Origin of the sequence: Lysobacter sp. OAE881, assembly GCF_040546665.1 — a bacterium.
GTDB lineage: Bacteria > Pseudomonadota > Gammaproteobacteria > Xanthomonadales > Xanthomonadaceae > Lysobacter_J > Lysobacter_J soli.
The window spans coordinates 1,847,914-1,864,396 of record NZ_JBEPOG010000001.1; the positions used below are offsets into that span (position 1 = coordinate 1,847,914).

The window sequence follows — 16,483 nt, forward strand, 5'->3', positions numbered from 1 at the left end:
AGCACTCTCGAGCGGAATACGGCTAGCGGGTCAGTTCGGCGTCGCGGCCCGGGCGCGCGGCGTCGCGCGCGGCACGCAGGCGTGCGCCGCGCAACTCGCGACGGATCTGCAGTTTCGTGCTGACGAAGTCCCAGCCCAGCACGATCACGAACACCGCGTAGGCGGCGATCACGTAGTTCTGATAGCTCATGCGCGGCGACCTCCGGCCAGGTCGGCGACCCATGCCTTGCCGCTTTCGCGACGCAGGTTGTCGGCGCGCGCGCGCGACAGCAGCGCGCCGGCGAACCACAGCTTGGTGCCGATGACCATCCAGATGAGCGGGCCGTACATCGACGGATCCATCTTCGATTCGCCGAAGATCTGGATCGTCTGGCCCTGGTGCAGCGAGTTCCACCACACCACCGAATAGCGGATGACCGGCAGCAGCGCGACGCCGACGATCGCCAGCAGTCCCGCGGCGCGCGCGGCGGCGCGGCGGTCGTCGATCGCGTTGTACAGGCCGATCACGCCCAGGTAGAGGAACAGCAGGATCAGTTCCGTCGTCAGGCGCGGGTCCCAGTCCCACCACGTGCCCCACATCGGCTTGCCCCAGATCGAGCCGGTGAGCAGGGTGATGAGGGTGAAGGCGGCGCCGATCGGCGCGCAGGCCATGGCGAGGATCTCGCACAGCTTGATGCGCCAGACCAGCGCGATGGCCGCGTAGAGGGCCATCAGGCCGAAGACGGCCATGCTCATCCAGGCGCTCGGCACGTGGATGTAGAGGATGCGGAAGCTGTCGCCCTGCTGGTAGTCGGCCGGCACCTGGAACAGCGCGCCGTACAGGCCCCATGCCATCACCAGCAGGCCCAGCCCGTAGCCCCAGGGCGCCCAGCGAGCGGCGAAGCGATCGAAGTACGGCGGCGATCCGAGTTTGTGGAACCAGCGGATGATCGGATTCATCAGTTTCTCAGCCGGTCCGGTGGTGCGACCGGACGGTGGCGGTTGCGGCGGATTGTCGCGTCGGCCGGGACGTCGGCCCTTGATCTGGCTCAAAGCTCCGTGCGCCGTCCATCGTCCGTCGAACTCAACTCAGTGCGATGCGGATCGCGGCGGCCGCGGCCAGCGGGGCCACGACCAGCGCCACCGCCAGCCCGGCTCCGAGCAGCAGCAGCGCCCCGGTCGGATCCAGCCCCTGCGCCGAGGCAGCCACGCTGCCCGCGCCGAACACCAGCACCGGCACGTACAACGGCAGCGCCAGCAAGGCCACGAGTATACCGGAGCGCCGCATCCCGACCGTCAGGGCCGCGACCACCGCGCCGATGAGGCTCAGCAGCGGCGTGCCTAGCGCGAGCGAAATCATGAGCACCGGCAACTGCTCGCGCGGCAGGTACAGCAGTTCGCCCAGGAACGGCGCGGCGACGAGCAGCGGCAACGCGGTCGTCGCCCAGTGGATGAACGTGCGCACGCCGACCAGCCACGCCAGCGGCACCGGCGCCAGCATCCACTGTTCCAGCGAGCCGTCCTCGGCATCGCCGCGGAACAGCGTGTCCAGCGACAGCAGGCCGGCCAGCAGCATCGACACCCACAGCACGGCGGACGCGACCTTCGACAGCGCCGCCTTCTCCGCGCCCAGCGCCAGGGCGAACAGCGTGACCACGAGCAGCGCGAACAGGGCAGGCTGCAGCGCATCGCCGCGACGGCGCCACAGCAGGCGGGCGTCGCGGGCGAGCAGGGCGCGCGCGGCGCCGACGAGGCTGGGTGATGTGGAGGGCGTCATGCGGCGGCCGCCTTGTTCAGCACCAGCATGCGCGTGCGCACCGGCGGGGCGGCATACGCGCCGTGGGTGGTGACCAGCGCCGCACCACCATCACGGAGGTGCGCCTGGACCATGCGGTTGACCAGTTCGATGCCTTCCAGGTCGAGGTTCGCGTAGGGCTCGTCGAGCAGCCACAGCGGCGCCGGCGACATCCACAGCCGGGCGAGCGACAGACGCTTCTTCTGCCCGGCCGACAGCTGGCGGGCGAGGGCGTCCTCGTACCCGGCCAATCCGACGATCCCCAGGGCGTTCTCCGGCAGCTGCGCGCGACGCCGGCCCTGCAGGCCGCACAGGAAATCGAGGTTCTCCATCGCCGTCAGGTCGGCCTTCAGGCCCGGCAGATGGCTGAGATAGGCGATGGCCCGGGCGCGGCGGGCGTGCCCGGCAGGTTCGCCGTCCAGGTCGATCTCGCCCCCGTCCGAGCGCAGCAGCCCGGCGAGCACGCGCAGCAACGTCGTCTTGCCGGCGCCGTTGTCGCCCTGCACGAGCAGCGCTTCGCCGGCATCGACGCTGAAATCCAGCGGGCCGAACACCGGTTCGTCGTTGCGCGCGAAGCGCAGGCCGCGGGCGGCCAGCAGCGGCGGGGCGGGGCGGTCGTGGGGCGTCATCGGGAAAGCCGGGGCGGGCGGCGCCGCGAGGGCGGCCATTCTATTCGGTTCGCGAAAGCCGCCGCTTGCCGGCGTCGGGCGGCGGCGCGGCCCTCGCGTTCGCGGTCAGGCCGGCAACCAGTCGGTGTGGGCGACCGCGGCCCCGGCCGGGGGCGACGCGAGCATCCGCAGGCGCACCGGCTCGCCGGCGGCCCAGTCCAGCACGCCCGCCTGGCCGAATTCCTCCGCGAGCCTCAGCACCGTGCTCGCGTCCAGGTCGGCGACGAGCCAGCCCGGTTCGCGCCAGCGGCCCGCGACGTCCTGCGCCCAGGCCGGATGCCGCGTGGCGCCCAGCGTCTCCAGCTGCGCGACCAGCAGCGCGTCGGCGGCCTCGTTGGCCGTGTCCGAACGCGGCTGCGACGCCGGATTCCACGCGGTGATGAAGGTATAGCGCGACGCCGGGGCGTACGCCTCAAGGTCGAGCGCCGGCTCGCCCACGCGCAGCGGGAAGGCGTCGCCGTCGAGCGCCACCACGTACTCCGCGGCGGCGTAGGCGCTGGCTAGCTCGGCGGCGTCGACGATCTGCAGTTCACGCATGGGGCAAGTGTCCACACCGCACATGACCGGTGCAATCGACGGGCGATGACGCCGGGCACGGCCGGGCGATGCGCAGATGAGCGTTCGTCATGACGCCGCCGTGCCCGCGTCCTTACACTTGGCGGTCCGCAACCCCACGTCGAGCTTCCCCCGCGATGACCCTGCAAACCAAGCTGCCGAAGGTCGGCACGACCATCTTCACCGTCATGTCGCAGCTCGCGATGGAGCGCGACGCGGTCAACCTCGGCCAGGGCTTCCCGGACTTCAACGTACCGGAGCGCCTGATCGAAGCGCTCGACCGCGCGATGCGCGACGGGAAGAACCAGTACGCGCCGATGACCGGCGTGCCGGCGCTGCGGCAGGCCATCGCCGCCAAGACCGAGCGCTGCTACGGCCATCGCCCGGATGCGGACTCGGAAGTCACCGTCGTTTCGGGCGCGAGCGAGGCGATCTTCGACGCCGTCGCCGCCGTGGTGCGCCCGGGCGAGGAGGTCATCGTGCTCGATCCCTGCTACGACTCCTACGAGCCGGCGATCGACCTGGCCGGCGGTCGCGCGGTGCACGTGCCGCTGGATCCTGCGACCTTCGCGCCGGACTGGCAGGCGATCCGCGCCGCGGTGACGCCGAAGACGCGCCTGCTGATGATCAACTCGCCGCACAACCCGTCGGGCGCGATGTTCACCGCGGACGACATCGCGCAGCTCACGGCGCTGCTTCGCGATACGAACATCTGGCTGCTCTCGGACGAGGTGTACGAGCACATCGTGTTCGACGGTCGCCACCACGAGTCCGTGCTGCGCTATCCGGAACTGCGCGAGCGCGCGTTCGTCGTGTCCAGCTTCGGCAAGACGTACCACTGCACGGGCTGGAAGGTCGGTTACTGCATCGCGCCGCCGCTGCTGTCGGCCGAGCTGCGCAAGGTCCACCAGTACAACACCTTCTGCACCTTCGCCCCGGCGCAGTGGGCGTTCGCGGAGATGATCGAAGCCGAACCCGAACACTACGAGCAGCTCGGCGCGTTCTACCAGTCCAAGCGCGACCGCTTCCGCGAGCAACTGCTCACCACGCGCCTCAAGCCGCTGCCGGTGCCGGGCGGGTATTTCCAGCTCGTGGATTATTCCGACGTGAGCGATCTGGACGATGCCGCCTTCTGCCGCTGGCTGACGACGGAGAAGGGCGTCGCCGCGATCCCGTTGTCGCCGTTCTACGAATCGCCGCCGTCCGGCCAGCGCCTGGCGCGGTTGTGCTTCGCGAAGAACGAGGCGACGCTGGACAAGGCGATCGAGCGCTTGCAGAGGCTCTGACCTTCTGAAGCTGTTCAAGCTGTCATTCCCGCGAAGGCGGGAATCCATCTGTCCGGTGCATCACGTCCTCGGTAAAACGTGACGCGGCGGGACGTTGGATCCCCGCCTTCGCGGGGATGACAGGGAAAACGAAACCAGACACGACTTCGCGAGATCCACATGAACGACCTACGCGTCACCCTCGTACAAGGCGACACCCGCTGGCACGATCCGGCCGGCAATCGCGATTACTACGGTGGACTGATCGCGCCGCTGCGCGGCGCAACGGACCTGGTGATCCTGCCGGAAACCTTCACCAGCGGGTTCTCGAACGACGCCATCGGCAACGCCGAAACGATGGCCGGCGCCACGGTCGAATGGGTCCGCGAGCAGGCCGCGCGACTGGACGCGGCGGTGACCGGCAGCGTGCAGTTGCGCGACGGTGAAGGCGTCTACAACCGCTTGCTGTTCGCCACGCCCGACGGTGCGTTGAGCACGTACGACAAGCGCCACCTGTTCCGTTACGCGCGCGAACACGAACGCTACGCGGCCGGTCGCGATCGCCTCACGCTCGACTGGCGCGGCTGGCGCATCTGTCCGCTGGTCTGCTACGACCTGCGTTTCCCGGTGTTCTCGCGCAACCGCTTCGACGTGGAACGCGCCGGCCAGCTCGATTTCGACCTGATGATCTTCGTCGCGAACTGGCCGTCTGCGCGCGCGTACCCGTGGAAGACGCTGCTGCGCGCGCGGGCGATCGAAAACCTGTGCTACGTCGCCGCGGTGAACCGCGTCGGCACCGACGGCAACGGCCTGCATTACGCCGGCGACAGCGCGGTGATCGACTACGTCGGCCAGCCGGTGACCGAGTGCGCCGACGTAGAAACCGTGGTCACCGTGACGCTGTCGGCGGCCGAACTGGCGGCGCATCGCGAGCGTTTCCCCGCGATGCTGGATGCGGATGCGTTCGAGTTGTTGTGAGCCGTGATTCGGGGTTCGTGATCCGGATTCGGGATTCGGGATTCGGGATTCGGGATTCGGGATTCGGGATTCGGGATTCGGAAAGCGGCGTCCGGGCGCGTGAAGATGCGAAGCCCGCCAGCCGTCGGGCTTCTGCGGCTGCGAATCACGAATCCCGAATCACCAATCACGGCTTTTCGCTGCAACGGGCGTACACTGGCCGGGCCGCGCCTCGCGTCACGCGTGAAGCCGCCTTCGCGGCCTGCGGCAGTTCTGAAACCATCGACAACGACCGAGCCCCGCGCCGCCCCGTGCGCCGCGTCGCGCCCGGCCTCCGTAGAAGGAGCCCGTGCCATGTCGTCCGAAACCCTGTCCCCGCGCCTCCAGGAATTCCTCAGTTCCAATCGCGTCCACTACGACACGATGACGCACCCGCATGCGTTCACCGCACGCGACACCGCGGCCAGCGCCCACATCGACAGCCACGAGATGCTGAAGACCGTCATGGTGCGGCTCGACGGAAAGCTTGCGATGGCCGTGCTTCCGTCGGACGAATGGCTCGACCTCGCGCAGCTGCGCAAGGCCAGTGGCGCACGCGAGGTCGCATTGGCGACCGAAGCCGATTTCAAGGATCGTTTCCCCGAATGCGAAGTCGGCGCGATGCCGCCGTTTGGCAACCTCTACGCGATGGACGTGTACGCCGCGGCGAGCCTGGCCGATGACGACGACATCGCCTTCAACGCGGGCACGCATCGCGAGCTGATGCGCATGGGCTGGCACGACTTCGAACGCCTCGTGCATCCGCGCATGGTCGAGCTGGCGCGCCACTAACCGCATCGCGCGTGCAATGCACGGTGCAAAGTTCCCGCCGGGCGGAGGTCCGGCGGACGCACTGCGCGGTTAACCTGCCGCGCCCAAATCGTGCATCCGGAGGCGTGGCTCAATGGAACTGAACGCCGTCTCGCGCTCGTGGCAGCGCATCCCGGTGTCCGCGCGAACGTGGAGCCGGCGCATCGCCTTCGCGCTGGTCGGCGTGTACGCGTTCTACCTGCTCGCGGGCAACGTGTTCATCAACACGCCGATCGGCGAATGGACGGCGAACCGCAAGCCGGAGAAGTTCCAGATCGAATGGGGCCCGGGCTACACCGTGTGGCCAGGCCGCGTGCACGTATGGGACGTGCGGATGAAAGGCCACGCCGGGCGCGCGACGTGGGCGGTGAATGCAGCGCGCGCGAATGGGCGCATCGCGATCCTGCCGCTGCTGCGCAAGACGGTGCGCGTGCCCGAGGTGATCGCGGTTGACGTGACAGGTGCGGTCGACATCGGCGGCGCGCGCAAGCCGCCGTTGCCTGCGCGCCCCGGCGGCTGGGTGCTGCAGTTCGATCGGATCCACAGCGACTCGATCCGCAACGGGCGTCTGGGCGACCTCGTGCTCGAAGGCCTGGGCAGCGCCGACGTCGGCTTCTACAAACAACTGCGCGGCGGCGCGCTGGAGCTGATGCCGTCCCGTGCGCATTTCGAGAACGTGCAGCTGCGCTACGGCAAGGAGGCACTGCTGCGCGACGGCCGCATTGACGCCGACTTCGCCATTGCGCGGCACACGCGCGAGCAAGCGCGCGGCATCGCGAAGCTGCTGTTGACCGACGCGAAGCTGAAGCTCGATGGCAAGGCGCCGACGCTGCGCGTCGAGGTCGATCCGCAGGGCCGCATCGCGCTGGCGAACGTCGCCGGCGATGGTCGCGCGCAGATCGACCTTGGCTTCGCGCGTGGTTCGCTGACGCCGGGCAGCCGGCTGCGCTGGCACACGCCGGTCACCGGTCACGACGGTCGCGGCGCGGCGTTCGACGATGCGCTGGACATCGCGCTCAACGTGGATCGCGATATGCACCTCGTCGCCCGCGCGCCTGCGCATGCCGAAGGCCGGCTGTCGCTCGATGCCGACCTCACCGTACGCGGCACGCAGGTGCCGCTGAAGGATCCACGCAGCCTGTTGCCGCGCAGCTCCGGACACGTGGTCGGGCGCTGGCACTTCGCATCGCTGCGCTGGCTTGGCAATTTCTTCGATGCGCCATGGCTGTCGCTCGACGGCGCCGGCGTGGTCGACGCCGACGTGCGCGTGGTCGATGGCCGCGTCGCGGGTGGCAGTCGCGTCGGCGTGCCCGACGTGCAGGCGGTCGCGCACGTGATGGGCAACCGCATCGCCGGTCGCGCGAAGGCCGACGGGCGACTGGATGCAGGCCCGAACGACGAAGTCCTGCCGCGCCTGGAGTTGCTGATGGAGCGCTTCGACATCGCCGCCGACGATGCGCCAGCCAAGCCCTTCGTGCAGGGACAGAACCTGCGGCTGCTGCTGGAAAGCGTGTCCGGCGTGGAACGGCAGGCGCTGCGCCAGCCCGGCGCGATGAAGCAGGTCGGGCAGGCGATGCGCGCGCACCTCATCTTTACCGACGCGCAGGTGCCGGACCTGCGGGCGTACAACCGCTACCTGCCCAATGAACACCTGCGTTTCGACGGCGGCGCCGGCACGCTGTCGGGCGACCTGACGCTCGATGGCGCGGGCGCGATCGGGCAGGGCATGCTCGGAGTGGACGCGCGTGCGGCCCGCATGCACCTGGCGGGTATCGCGCTTCGTACCGACGTCGACATCGACACCAAGCTGCGCCGCGCCGACCTGAAGCGCCACACGTTCAGTATCGACGGCACGCGCCTGGCGCTGCAGAACGTCAGCTTCACCGAACCCGGCGGCGAATCGCGCAGCGGATGGTGGACGCGCATCGACCTGCAGCGAGCGCGCATGGACTGGGACCGTCCGGTGAGCATCGACGGACGCGCGCAGATCGCGATGAAGGATGTCGGTTTTTTGCTTGCGCTGTTCTCGCGGAAGAAGGACTACCCGAAGTGGATGGGCAAGCTGATCGACTCCGGCCAGGCGCAGGCGAACGGCAACGTGCGCCTCGCCGGAAAGACGCTGCTGCTCAACGACGTGCACGCGAGCAACCAGCGCTATGACGTGATGGCCCGCTTGCGCCTGCACGGCAGGCAGCGCGACGGCAGCCTGTACGCGAAGTGGGGCGTCCTGAGTTGCGCGGTGGCCGTCGACAACGGGCAGCGCGACTTCCACCTGATAAAGGCACGCGAGTGGTACGACGCGCAGCCGCGTCTTTCTCCCTGAATCACCGGCGCACTTCTCGACGCGGACGGGCGGTCAGAACGTCACCGTCACCGTGATCGTATCGGCGTAGCTGCCCGGCGGCGGCGACGTCTGCATGGGCAGCGTCGCGTAGACGGTGCTGGTCTGCGCCGCGCCGGTCCCCGACCCGGACACGGTGCCGGAGCCTCCGCTGCCATCGCCCCAGATCTGCGTCCGCCCGCTGTCGCGATAGAGCGCGTAGCCCAGCGTCTCGCTGCCGCCGGAGCGCGTCATGCGCCGTTCCGCGAACGTGGCGCCGGTGCCCGAGCCGGCGTTGAGCGCGATCGTGTAATTCGCGCCCTTCGTGCAGGTCGTCGAGACGACGCCGGTGCTTGTCGTCGCCGCCCGGATGACGCCCTGCTGGCCGAAGTCGATGTTGGTCGCCGACACCGTGCAGTTGGAAATCACGGTGGCCCGTGTCGTGAACGAGAACGCGTTCTGCGGGCCGGAGCTCGTGGTGCACGACGGCGGCGTGCCCGAGGTGTAGCCCACCGTGTTGTAGCCGGTATAGCCGGCACCGAGGAAACCTTGCGAGTACGCTCCCGCCGTAAGCTGCGACTGGCCGCCGAAGATGCGCACGTAGACCGGCACCGTCACGCTGCCGCTGCCGGACGCGATCGGTATTTCGCCAGTCAGCACGTTGCTGGCGGTGGCCTCCCAGAGACTGCCCCAAGGCCGGGTGCGGGCCGAGTCGATGTAAAGGTCGTATGCCAGCTTGGCGCCGCCGGGGCCGGTCATCCCGCGTGAGCCCAGGCTCGCACACGCATGGATATACGGCGTCGACGCACCGGTGCAGGTGAAGGTTGCCTGCGCCAGCAGGTCGACCGCCTCGGTGGCGAACGCATCGACGTTGCCGAAGTCCACATTGCTCATCGTGAAGGTGCACGTCTGCGCGCGGACCGGCGTGAAGCACACCATCACCGCCATTGCGGCGAGCAGGCCCAGGCGAATTGCGGCCCCGCGATACGCGGCGTTCATGGCGCGCCACCCGCGGTGCAGACGAACGGACCCAGCGTGGTCATCGTCGCGGACGCATCGAACGTGAAGCGGACGCGACACGGGTTCCCTGCGGGTTCGGCGGAAAGTTCGTTGTCTTCCTGCAATTGCGGCAGGAAGACCTGGCCGTCGTAGCCCACCGCGGTAGCCTCGCCCGTGGCCACCAGCGTGACGACCGTGCCGAGCGGCAGCGGTTGGCCGCTTTCGTCCACGAGCACGACAAGGGCGCCGCGGAAACGCGTCACGGGGAACGACACGAGCACGCCCGACATCGCGCGCGGCGCGACCTGCATCGACTCGACGTCGAGGTTGGCGTCGAGCGGCAGTGCAAGGGTGTCGATCGCGAGCCGGTTCCCCTGCCATGACAGCAGGTCCGGAATCAGCAGATGGCCTTGCGCGTTCGTCGTGCCTGCACGGCGGTTCTCGCGCAGGACGGGCACGTTGGCCATGCCGTCAGTGTCGACCAGCGCGAAGGCGTCGTAGACCGAACGCGTGGCCATCAGGTCGCCATCCATCCACACCAGCGCGCCGGTGGCGAACAGCGAGGCGTTGTCGTAGCTGAAGTCGTCGCGCGTGGCGTGTTCCAGCATCAGCGAGGCGTCGCCATAGCGGCCGCGGTAGTCGAGCCGGCCCGAGCCGTGGCGATACCCGTCGTTGCCGCCATCCAGCAGCGCGTTCCACGCGAAGCCGCCGGCGTCGTAGTCCATCGAGCGGTTCGCGGCGATCGTCGCCGTGCGCGCCTCACCGTAGCGGCTCACGCTGGACGACACGCTGATGCGGCGATCCAGCGACAGCGAGGCGCCGATGTAGAGGCCTGCGGAGTCGTCCACGTCGACGTCGCGGAATGCATTGGCGAACACGCTGAGTCGCTGCCCGAACGTGCCGCTGTAGCCCATCGACACGATGCGCGAACCGCCGAGGTCGGACGCCTCCTGGCGCGTGTAGGTGAAGGTGATCGAGTGCCGCTGTCCGAGCGGGATGCCGAGCGAGGCATGCGCCTGCCGCTGCGGCACGGTCACGCCCTTCACCGTGCCGAGGTCGCGAAAGCCGCCGTCGGCGCGCAGCGCCTGCAGGTCGACGTTGAATCGCGGCGACTGGTACTGGTAGCCGAGGCCCCATTGCATGCCGTGCTGGCCGTCGCCGCCGCTGCCGGTCGCCGATGCGTTGAGCACGCCCGCGCCGCGCAGTTCGAACAACGCGCCGACGCCAAGGTTGGTCAGGCCTCGCGTGAGTTCGGTATGCGCTTCGAGCGTGAACCGGTCGTTGATCCCGTGGCGCAGCGACGCGTTGGCCGCCGGATCGTCGGCGTAATCGAACGAACGACTACCGTAGTTGCGTCGCGGATAGCCCACTTCCACCGAGTAATCGGTCAGTCCGTCGCCGAGCAGGCGCGTGTCCAGGTAGAGCGGCTGGCTCAGCGTCACCTGCCGGCCCTGCGCGTCCTGGAACACGACGGTGGCCACGCCCGCGCCGGTGAGGGCCGGCGGTGCGGCGATCACGAACGGGCCGCCGGTCGCGTTACCGGTGAACTGGCGTAGGCCGTTGACGTAGAGGTCCACCATCGTCGGCACGACGGCATCACCGCCAAGTGCGGGAATCGGAAAAGTGATCAGGTCCGGCCGCACGTCGAAATTGCGCGACAGGCTCGCGCCGCCCATGTGGATCGCGCGCGACCACGTCAGCGACGAGGACACCAGGTCGCCGACCGTCCACGTGCGCAGCGCGTCGGGATTCGTGTAGGTCCAGTACGTGTCCTGGCGCACGTAGTCGTACTCGCCGTTCTCGACCGTCGCGTAGCCGGTGTTGACGAACACCCCGGCTGGCGAGAAGAAACGCAGTTCGGTGTTCAGCGCGAAGGTGCGGTTGCGACGGTCGTACTGCGCTTCGAATTCCTCCTCGCCCAGCACCGGCAAGCGACCGTAGCGCGCCGATCCCAGCAGCGGTGCGTGCAGGCGGCGCCCAAGGCGCTTCTCGTCGAAATCGACGCGCGAGTTCTGCAGGCGCGCGGTGTAATTGAGCAGCAGTCCGGTGCCGGAGCGGCTCGGCGGCGGAGGAGGCGGCGCCTCGCCCAGGCGCTGCGCGACCAGCATCGTCTCGGGCAACGTGAAGTCGATGCGCTGCGCATCCTCGATGTAGTCGAACGACAAACCCTGGATGGCGTCGAGCATCACCTGTCGGTCCGCATCGAGCGGCAACGCGTCCTCGCGCAGGCCGATCTGCGTCAGTTCGTCGGCGGGCATCCGGAACGCCCCGCGCACGCGGTCCACCTGCACGACCAGCCCGGTCGCGCGACCGTTCACCGTCGCCTCCAGGTAGTAGGACGCCGGCGCCTCATCGGCCGGCTGCGCCATGGCGGGCGCGAGCGCAGCTAGGCGCACCAGCGCGGCGACGGCGCAGATCGTCACGGTCGTCCGCATGCGCGCGCGCATCGGCTGCCTCTCCCGCACATCGCCGCAGGGACGACGGAGCCATGGCCGCGCGGCCTCCCCGCCGGGCGATTACAGGTCGACCGCGATCGGCTGGCCGTTGAACATCGCGACCACGCGCGTGGGTCGACCCTTGGCCGCCGCGTTCGCCGGAATCGGCACGCTCCAGCGCATGCTTCTCCCTGGCAGCACGTAACCGAGCAGTCCACCGACGACGGGCGTCGACGTGCCGCCGGCGTGTTCGATCGCCACTTCGGATGCCTGCATGTGCGCGTCGCTCTTGTTCTGCGCGTCGAGCGTGAGCGTGCTGCCCGCGATCTGCGCCGCGAAGGTGACCGCGCCCGGCGGCATCGTCGCCTTGGGCAGCACGAACACCGGCACCGAATAGCGCATCTGCACCGACACGCCGACGTTCGGCGCGCGCGTGGCGTCGGGGATTTCGTCGACGATCAGGCGGTAGGTTTCCTCGGCCGCGATCGCCGACTTGTCCACGCGCACGATGCGGATCGACTGCGTCTGTTTCGGCGCGAGCGTCGCCATCGGCGGGCTGGCGACGACCTTCTGCGTTGGCGTCAGGCGATCCTCGTTGTCCTTCTGGTCCCAGGCGAACACGCGCACCTGCGTCCTGATGGGCGCATCGCCTTCGTTGGTGATGGTCATCACCGCCGTCGCCTTGCCGGGACCGAGCGTGATCGTGGTCGGCATCACGTGGATCGAGCCCGCCATCGCGGTACCGATGGCGAGCGCGAAGGCCAGTGCGAGCGCGGGAAGAACGCGGTTGAGCCTCATGTCGGATCTCCTTGCCCGACGGGGAGCGCGCACGCCCTGACGACGCGGATCGCGCGCTCGGATGGGATGTGGTGGCGTTGCGGGGCGGCCTCAGTAGTTGACGGTGACCGTGACGGTGCTGGCGTACGCGCCCGGGGCGGGCGCCGGCTGCTCCGGAACCCGCGCGAAGATCACGTGGGCGATGTTCCCGCCGTTGCCGGTGCCGCCGACCGTGTCGGTGCCGACGGTGTTGCCCCAGTTCTGCGTGCGCATGCTGTCGCGGAACAACTGGTACTTCAGCGCGTTTCCGCCGGCGCTGGCCATGCGCCGGTCGGTGATGGTGGAGCCCGTTCCCGTGCCCGCATCCAGCGCCACCGAGTACGGCGTGCCCGGCGTGCAGGCGATGATCAGCGTGCTGGTGCTGTCGACGTTTGCGGTCATCACGCCGACCGTGCCGAAGTCGATGTTCGGCGCGCTGATGATGGTGCAGTCGCTGACCATCGTGGCCAGCACCTGGAAGGTCGCGGTCTTCGTGGCGGCGGGCGACGCGAGCGGCGCCGTCGTCAGGGCCGCAATGGCGGCCAGCATTGGAAGGCGGGAAGCGGGCAGGGTACGCATCGAAAACCTCCTGGCAGCGATGGGCGCCGGATCGCAGGGATCCGGTTCAGTACGTGACAAGGACGAGGAGCCGCCGCGGCGTCGGGGGCGCCGCGTGCATCGGGCATGGCCTGGAAAGCGACGGCGTATGGCGCGCGCGAAGTGCAGAGGATGCGGATCGCCGCCGTTGTGGCGACGAGGGATGGCGCGTCGATGCGGCAGGACGAAGCGACCGTCGCGGTCACCCGGAAGGCAGACATGCGCGTCGCCGCGGATGCGGCGCTCGCGAACAGAAGGGCACACGAGCACGCGCCTGCCCATACCGTGTCCAGCATCGCCACGGTGCGATCTCCCGGCTTGTCGTCCGGCGTGCGGCCGCGATGCGGGGCGGGCATCGGCCGCCGGATGCCCGCGCTACATGCTTGGCCCTCGTTCGTTCGCTGAGGGTGAAATCGCGTGCCGTACGTCGCCTTGTTCGCACAAACGAAAACGGGGCGCTGTGAGCGCCCCGTTTCGAGTCGTGCTGCTTGCGCGATCAGCCGCGCGGACCGCGACCGCCGCCCGGACGTCCACCGCCGCGCGGACCACCCGGACGCGGACCGCCCGCCGGACGATTGCCGCCCGGACGGTTGCCGCCGGGGTTGCCGCCCGGACGACCGCCAGCCGGCTTCGGGCCGCCCGGGCGACCGCCCGGACGCGGCGCGCGCGGCTTGTCGCCGTACGGGTTGAAGCTGCCCGGGTTGGCGTGGTCGGACGGGAAGCTCGGCGCGTTGCCCGGATGACCGTAGGGACGCGAGGCGCGCTGGCCCTGACCCTGACCGCCACGCGGACCCTGGCCGCTGCGCTGGCCACCGCCCCCGCTGCGTTCGCCGCCAAAGCCGCCGCCGAAACCGCCACCGCCGCTGCGTTCACCGCCAAAGCCGCCGCCACGCTCGCCACCGAAACCGCCACCGGCGCGACCGCCACCGCCGCCCGGGCGCGGGCCCTTGCCGGCGTTCGGCTTGCGCGGACCGCGCGCGCCGTCGGGGTTGCGATGGCCGCTCGGACCGGTGGTCACGCCGTCCGGCACGTACCAGGTGCGGAACGCGGCCGGATTGCCTTCCGGCAACGGCTTGGGACCCTTTTCCTTGCGCTGCTTGAACGGCTTGTTGCCGGCCTTCGCGGCGGCTTCGCCGCTGACGGTCAGGCCGCCGTGCTTGCGCGGACCACCGCGGCCACGGCCGCGATCCTCGCGCACGTGGTCGAAGCGGCGCAGTTCGCGGCCTTCGTCGGCCGTGTTGTGGCCGCCCACGTAACCGTGCGAACGCGCCTTGCCGGTCAGGTCGATCGTCGCCTTGGTCGCCTTGCGCTGGCCGATCACCGGCTGCAGCGTCAGCGCCGACGGCGCGCCGCCATCTTCCAGGCCCAGCTTGCCGCGAAGCGCTTCGACGGCTTCGGACGTCAGCTCGCGCGACTGGCCGCGCAGCAGTTCGCGCGGCAGCGCGACGTCGCCGTAGCGGATGCGCTTGAGGCGGCTCACCTGGCAGCCCTGCGATTCCCAGAGGCGGCGCACTTCGCGGTTGCGGCCTTCCTTCACCACGACGCGGAACCAGTCGTGCGAATCGGTGCCGCCGATGCGTTCGATCTCGTCGAACTTCGCCGGGCCGTCTTCCAGCGCGACGCCACGCGAGAGGCGGTCGACGATGTTGTCCGGCACGACGTCCTCGCCTTCGGGCGCACGCACGCGGCAGACGTATTCGCGTTCGACTTCGAACGAGGGATGCATCAGTGCATTGGCCAGCTCGCCGTCGGTGGACAGCAGCAGCAGGCCGGTGGTGTTGATGTCCAGGCGGCCGATGGCGATCCAGCGCGCGCCCTTCAGCGCGGGCAGTGCCTCGAACACCGTCGGGCGGCCTTCGGGGTCTTCGCGCGTGGTCACTTCGCCTTCGGGCTTGTTGTACATCAGCACGCGCGAGGGATCGGTGAGCGCGCTGGCGACGAACTGGCGTCCGTCGAGCTCGATGCGGTCGCCGCTCTTGACGCTCACGCCGACCTGCGCGGTCTCGCCGTTTACCTTCACCAGGCCGTCGGCGATGCGTTGCTCCAGCGCGCGGCGCGAGCCGAGGCCGGCCTGCGCGAGCACCTTGTGCAGGCGTTCTTCGAGTTTCGGCGCCTCGGTGGCGGCCGCATCGGGCGCGCGTTTGAGGGTGAGCTTGCGGCTCTTTTCTTCAGTCATTTTTGTGTTGCTCCGACTCGGCCAGTTCGGCTTCGTCATCGGTGGGAACGGTCGTCGTCTCGACGGCGTTGTCTTGCTCGTGATCGTTCTCGTCCGCCGCGCGCTCGCCCGGCGCGGCTTCGGGGTCGCCCTGCAGGGCGTATTCGTTTTCGTCGATGTCGAGGTCGACGACCTCGTCGTCGATGGTTTCGGCTTCGGCTTCGTTTTCGTTTTCGGTCGCCTCGTCGGCGGCCGCGTCCGGTGTTTCGTTCTCGTCGGTGTCGGCGGTATCGCCGGCCGCGGCTTCATCGCCGATGTCGTCGCCTGCTTCGGCGCCGGTTTCATCCGCATCCGATGCGGTGGCAGCGGCGGTGTCGTCCGTGTCCGCCTCGTTCGCCGGCTCGTCCGACGCATCGGCGGCTTCGGCGTTGGACGCCGCGGCTTCGTCGGCCACGCCCGCCGCGATGGGCGCCGGCGTGCCTTCGAACTGCAACTGCGGTTCGAGTTCGCCGATGTCCTTCAGCTCCGACAACGGCGGCAGTTCGTCCAGGCGCTTGAGGCCGAAGTAGTCCAGGAACACCTTCGTCGTGCCGAACAGCGCCGGCTTGCCCGGTACGTCACGGTGGCCGACGACGCGGATCCACTCGCGCTCTTCCAGCGCCTTGATGATGTTGCTGTTGACCGCCACGCCGCGGACCTGCTCGATCTCGCCGCGCGTGATCGGCTGGCGGTAGGCGATCAGCGCCAGGGTTTCCAGCGTGGCGCGGGTGTAACGGGTCTGGCGCTCGGTCCACAGGCGCGCGACCCACGGGTGCACGTCGGCCTTGACCTGGAAGCGGAAGCCCGAGGACACCTCGACCAGTTCGACGCCGCGGTCCTCGCAGCCGGCGCGCAGGGCTTCCAGCGCCTGTTCGACGCTGTCCGGCGGGGCCGGCTGGTCTTCGGGGAACAGCGCGTGCAGCTGCGCCAGCGTCAGCGGCTGGTTCGCGGCCAGCAACGCGGCCTCGACGATGCGGGTGATCAGTGGTTGGTCCATGAAGGGATCTTTGCCCTGCGTCTGCGTTTGCTCGTCATTCCCGCGTCAGCGGGAAGC

At 69.4% G+C, this 16,483-nt stretch carries 15 protein-coding genes; 4 read left to right on the plus strand and 11 right to left on the minus strand.

Annotation, left to right across the window (positions count from 1 at the left end; genetic code table 11):
• Nucleotides 1–22: 22 nt before the first annotated feature.
• The 5 genes from ccmD to ABIE51_RS08730 all read right to left on the minus strand — a co-directional run bounded on the left by ccmD (nt 23) and on the right by ABIE51_RS08730 (nt 2,979).
• The gene (gene ccmD, locus ABIE51_RS08710) at nt 23–190 is read right to left on the minus strand and encodes a heme exporter protein CcmD (RefSeq protein ID WP_115840624.1); all 168 of its coding nucleotides are present in this window, start codon (nt 188–190) and stop codon (nt 23–25) included.
• Nucleotides 187–939: a heme ABC transporter permease CcmC gene (gene ccmC, locus ABIE51_RS08715; RefSeq protein ID WP_192630421.1), complete on the minus strand. Its 753-nt coding sequence runs from the start codon at nt 937–939 to the stop codon at nt 187–189. Before ccmC ends, ccmD begins: the two co-directional genes overlap by 4 nt.
• Nucleotides 940–1,063: 124 nt before the next feature.
• The gene (ccmB, locus tag ABIE51_RS08720) at nt 1,064–1,756 is read right to left on the minus strand and encodes a heme exporter protein CcmB (RefSeq protein ID WP_192630422.1); all 693 of its coding nucleotides are present in this window, start codon (nt 1,754–1,756) and stop codon (nt 1,064–1,066) included.
• Nucleotides 1,753–2,403, minus strand: coding sequence for a heme ABC exporter ATP-binding protein CcmA (gene ccmA, locus ABIE51_RS08725; protein WP_192630423.1), 651 nt, complete (start codon nt 2,401–2,403; stop codon nt 1,753–1,755). Before ccmA ends, ccmB begins: the two co-directional genes overlap by 4 nt.
• 105 nt (nt 2,404–2,508) lie before the next feature.
• Complete coding sequence (locus ABIE51_RS08730) at nt 2,509–2,979, minus strand: DUF3293 domain-containing protein (protein WP_192630424.1); 471 nt, start codon at nt 2,977–2,979, stop codon at nt 2,509–2,511.
• 155 nt (nt 2,980–3,134) lie between these two features.
• On the opposite strand from ABIE51_RS08730, the gene ABIE51_RS08735 reads away from it, so the two are divergent.
• The 4 genes from ABIE51_RS08735 to ABIE51_RS08750 all read left to right on the plus strand — a co-directional run bounded on the left by ABIE51_RS08735 (nt 3,135) and on the right by ABIE51_RS08750 (nt 8,391).
• Nucleotides 3,135–4,283, plus strand: coding sequence for a pyridoxal phosphate-dependent aminotransferase (locus ABIE51_RS08735; RefSeq protein WP_192630425.1), 1,149 nt, complete (start codon nt 3,135–3,137; stop codon nt 4,281–4,283).
• 159 nt (nt 4,284–4,442) lie between these two features.
• Nucleotides 4,443–5,240, plus strand: coding sequence for an amidohydrolase (locus tag ABIE51_RS08740; RefSeq protein ID WP_192630426.1), 798 nt, complete (start codon nt 4,443–4,445; stop codon nt 5,238–5,240).
• A 333-nt stretch (nt 5,241–5,573) separates the two neighbouring features.
• Complete coding sequence (locus ABIE51_RS08745; protein WP_192630427.1) at nt 5,574–6,050, plus strand: aminoacyl-tRNA deacylase; 477 nt, start codon at nt 5,574–5,576, stop codon at nt 6,048–6,050.
• A gap of 112 nt (nt 6,051–6,162) precedes the next feature.
• Nucleotides 6,163–8,391, plus strand: coding sequence for an AsmA family protein (locus tag ABIE51_RS08750; RefSeq protein WP_192630428.1), 2,229 nt, complete (start codon nt 6,163–6,165; stop codon nt 8,389–8,391).
• Nucleotides 8,392–8,424: 33 nt separating this feature from the next.
• Here ABIE51_RS08750 and ABIE51_RS08755 read toward each other — a convergent pair whose 3' ends face one another.
• The 6 genes from ABIE51_RS08755 to scpB form a co-directional block, all read right to left on the minus strand.
• Nucleotides 8,425–9,387 carry a Csu type fimbrial protein gene (locus ABIE51_RS08755; protein WP_192630429.1) on the minus strand — a complete coding sequence of 321 codons (963 nt, stop codon included), beginning with the start codon at nt 9,385–9,387 and terminating at the stop codon, nt 8,425–8,427.
• On the minus strand, nt 9,384–11,834 hold the full coding sequence (locus tag ABIE51_RS08760) for a fimbria/pilus outer membrane usher protein (RefSeq protein ID WP_192630430.1): 2,451 nt from the start codon (nt 11,832–11,834) through the stop codon (nt 9,384–9,386). The genes ABIE51_RS08755 and ABIE51_RS08760 overlap by 4 nt, the downstream gene beginning before the upstream one ends.
• Before the next feature lie 69 nt (nt 11,835–11,903).
• Nucleotides 11,904–12,620, minus strand: coding sequence for a fimbrial biogenesis chaperone (locus ABIE51_RS08765; RefSeq protein WP_192630431.1), 717 nt, complete (start codon nt 12,618–12,620; stop codon nt 11,904–11,906).
• 90 nt (nt 12,621–12,710) lie between these two features.
• The gene (locus ABIE51_RS08770; protein WP_192630432.1) at nt 12,711–13,217 is read right to left on the minus strand and encodes a Csu type fimbrial protein; all 507 of its coding nucleotides are present in this window, start codon (nt 13,215–13,217) and stop codon (nt 12,711–12,713) included.
• A gap of 514 nt (nt 13,218–13,731) precedes the next feature.
• Nucleotides 13,732–15,411, minus strand: coding sequence for a pseudouridine synthase (locus ABIE51_RS08775; RefSeq protein ID WP_192630433.1), 1,680 nt, complete (start codon nt 15,409–15,411; stop codon nt 13,732–13,734).
• Nucleotides 15,404–16,426, minus strand: a complete 1,023-nt coding sequence (gene scpB / locus ABIE51_RS08780; RefSeq protein WP_192630434.1) for an SMC-Scp complex subunit ScpB — start codon at nt 16,424–16,426, stop codon at nt 15,404–15,406. Before scpB ends, ABIE51_RS08775 begins: the two co-directional genes overlap by 8 nt.
• Nucleotides 16,427–16,483: the final 57 nt, after the last annotated feature.

What these genes read in the sequence shown, in the direction of transcription:
- ABIE51_RS08765 (WP_192630431.1), bottom strand. Translation starts at nt 12,620, where the DNA reads ATGAGGCTCAACCGCGTTCTTCCCGCGCTCGCACTGGCCTTCGCGCTC.
- ABIE51_RS08740 (WP_192630426.1), top strand. Translation starts at nt 4,443, where the DNA reads ATGAACGACCTACGCGTCACCCTCGTACAAGGCGACACCCGCTGGCAC.
- ABIE51_RS08750 (WP_192630428.1), top strand. Translation starts at nt 6,163, where the DNA reads ATGGAACTGAACGCCGTCTCGCGCTCGTGGCAGCGCATCCCGGTGTCC.
- ABIE51_RS08755 (WP_192630429.1), bottom strand. Translation starts at nt 9,387, where the DNA reads ATGAACGCCGCGTATCGCGGGGCCGCAATTCGCCTGGGCCTGCTCGCC.
- ccmB (WP_192630422.1), bottom strand. Translation starts at nt 1,756, where the DNA reads ATGACGCCCTCCACATCACCCAGCCTCGTCGGCGCCGCGCGCGCCCTG.
- ccmA (WP_192630423.1), bottom strand. Translation starts at nt 2,403, where the DNA reads ATGACGCCCCACGACCGCCCCGCCCCGCCGCTGCTGGCCGCCCGCGGC.
- ABIE51_RS08775 (WP_192630433.1), bottom strand. Translation starts at nt 15,411, where the DNA reads ATGACTGAAGAAAAGAGCCGCAAGCTCACCCTCAAACGCGCGCCCGAT.
- scpB (WP_192630434.1), bottom strand. Translation starts at nt 16,426, where the DNA reads ATGGACCAACCACTGATCACCCGCATCGTCGAGGCCGCGTTGCTGGCC.
- ABIE51_RS08760 (WP_192630430.1), bottom strand. Translation starts at nt 11,834, where the DNA reads ATGCGCGCGCGCATGCGGACGACCGTGACGATCTGCGCCGTCGCCGCG.
- ccmC (WP_192630421.1), bottom strand. Translation starts at nt 939, where the DNA reads ATGAATCCGATCATCCGCTGGTTCCACAAACTCGGATCGCCGCCGTAC.
- ABIE51_RS08745 (WP_192630427.1), top strand. Translation starts at nt 5,574, where the DNA reads ATGTCGTCCGAAACCCTGTCCCCGCGCCTCCAGGAATTCCTCAGTTCC.
- ABIE51_RS08730 (WP_192630424.1), bottom strand. Translation starts at nt 2,979, where the DNA reads ATGCGTGAACTGCAGATCGTCGACGCCGCCGAGCTAGCCAGCGCCTAC.
- ABIE51_RS08735 (WP_192630425.1), top strand. Translation starts at nt 3,135, where the DNA reads ATGACCCTGCAAACCAAGCTGCCGAAGGTCGGCACGACCATCTTCACC.
- ABIE51_RS08770 (WP_192630432.1), bottom strand. Translation starts at nt 13,217, where the DNA reads ATGCGTACCCTGCCCGCTTCCCGCCTTCCAATGCTGGCCGCCATTGCG.
- ccmD (WP_115840624.1), bottom strand. Translation starts at nt 190, where the DNA reads ATGAGCTATCAGAACTACGTGATCGCCGCCTACGCGGTGTTCGTGATC.